Consider the following 2241-nt stretch of genomic DNA (forward strand, 5'->3'; position numbering starts at 1 on the left):
CGGAAGCTAAGCCCCATCGCGCCGAGAGTACTGCGGGGCCAGCCCGTGGGAGGCCAGGGCGCCGCTGACCGGTGGACGGCACCGAGCCGTGCGCTTGGACTGGGAAGGGGGGGGCCGCGCGGCCTCCCCCTTTTTCGTTTCTCAGGCAATTTAACTAAATTACAATTTTTACAACGATATCATCTGCCGTCTTATTCAGACGTTCACCGTTCTCCTGACAGTCTCACGCACTCAATGGATTACTATCTACTTAAGCGTGATACTGCGCTTGACCTGTTTTAGGCGGGCCGTTTTATTGATTATGAAGGAAGGACGCACATGGCAGATGTTCACGAGCTGCTTGATACTTGGATTGCCAATGTCAAGGATGATGAGCTGCTGACCGAGCTCAACACGATGAAGGAGCAGGGTGACGAGGATGCCATCACCGATGCCTTCTTCCAGGATCTTGCCTTCGGCACCGCCGGCCTGCGTGGCACGATCGGTGCTGGCACCAACCGTATGAATATCTATACGGTCGGCCGTGCAACGCAGGGCTTTGCCGACTATCTCAATGCGACTTTTGAGCATCCGACGGTTGCCATTGCTCGCGATAGCCGCAATAAGGGCGAATTGTTCGTCAAGACGACTGCTGCCATTCTTGCAGCAAACGGCGTGACTGCTCTCGTGTACCCTAAGATTTCTCCCGTGCCGACGCTTTCCTGGGCCGTCCGCGACCTTAAGTGCTCCGGTGGCATTTGCATGACCGCTAGTCATAACCCTGCGCCCTATAACGGCTATAAGGCATATGGCCCCGACGGCTGCCAGATCACTAGCGAGGCCGCCGATGCAATTTCTAAGGCTATCGCCGAGACCGATACGTTCACTGGCGTGAAGTCCATGGACTTCGATGAGGCTCTTGAGCAGGGTCTGGTCAAATGGATCGATGACTCGTGCCTCGAGCGTTATTACGATGCCGTTCTCGCGCGCGGCGTGACCAACCTTTCTGCCGAGGAGATCGCTGGCGCTCCGCTTAAGCTCGTCTACACTCCGCTCAACGGCACTGGCCTCATTCCCGTCACGACGGTGCTCGAGCGCGCCGGCATCACCGATGTCACGGTTGTTCCCGAGCAGAAGGACCCGAACGGCGATTTCCCGACCTGCCCGTATCCTAACCCCGAGATCCGTCAGGCCATGCAGAAGGGAATCGACCTGTGCGAGCAGGTTCACCCCGATCTGCTGCTTGCAACCGATCCTGACGCCGACCGTGTTGGCGTTGCTGTTAAGAATGGTGATGACTATCTGCTGCTGACCGGCAATGAGATGGGCGTTCTGCTGCTCGACTATATCTGCAAGACCCGTGCCGCCCGCGGCGAGGATCTCACCAAGAAGGTCGCGGTTACTACCATTGTTTCTTCCGCCATGGTCGATGCTCTGGCCGAGGAGTATGGCTTTGAGCTCCGTCGCTGCCTGACGGGCTTCAAGTACATCGGTGACATCATTACCTCGCTTTCCGATGCTGGTGAAGTCGATCGCTTTATCTTCGGTTTCGAGGAGAGCTACGGTTATCTGGCCGGCGACCACGTGCGCGACAAGGACGCCGTGAGCACTTCGCTTCTGATTTGCCAGATGGCGCAGTATTACAAGCTCCAGGGCAAGAACCTTGCCGATGCGATGCACGAGCTGTACGAGAAGTATGGCTACTATCACAACAAGACGATTTCGCTGAGCTATCCGGGCGCTGAGGGTGCGGCAAAGATGGCCGGCATCATGGCTGGTCTGCGCGAGAACCCGCCCGCGGAGCTCGCAGGCTCCAAGATCGAGGCCGTTGTGGATTACAACACGTGCGTGAACGGCCTGCCGAAGGCTAATGTCATTGAGTTCGATCTTGAGGGTGGCAACAAGGGTATTGTCCGTCCTTCCGGCACCGAGCCCAAGATCAAGCTGTACATCTTCGCTAAGGGTGCGGATGCCGCCGAGGCTGATGCAGCACTTGACGCGATTGAGGAGTCTGGCCGCAAGCTGCTGGCCTAGGGCTTGATAAACAGACTGTTACCGATAAGAAGGGAAGGGGGTCTCGCAAAGGGCCCCCTTCTTTTGCTCTAACGTTTGGTCGATGAATAATAAATATGTAGGAGCTGTGTGCAACCAGATTCCCGCCCCCGGGGCCCCTCCGGTCTGGCAATATATCTCCTTGCCGCGCGGCCCGGTCGGACCGGATGAGACGCGCAGGCGTGCACCTTGAGAACCGGATACTGCGAG

The 2241-nt window shown here is 57.4% G+C and carries 1 protein-coding gene; it reads left to right on the forward strand.

The features are described from left to right. Positions 1-318: 318 nt before the first annotated feature. The gene (locus ACTNB2_RS08735; protein ID WP_154518687.1) at positions 319-2013 is read left to right on the forward strand and encodes a phospho-sugar mutase; all 1695 of its coding nucleotides are present in this window, start codon (positions 319-321) and stop codon (positions 2011-2013) included. Positions 2014-2241: the final 228 nt, after the last annotated feature.

The organism is Collinsella sp. HCP28S3_G2 (genome assembly GCF_052065125.1).
In the GTDB taxonomy this organism is placed as follows: Bacteria; Actinomycetota; Coriobacteriia; order Coriobacteriales; family Coriobacteriaceae; genus Collinsella.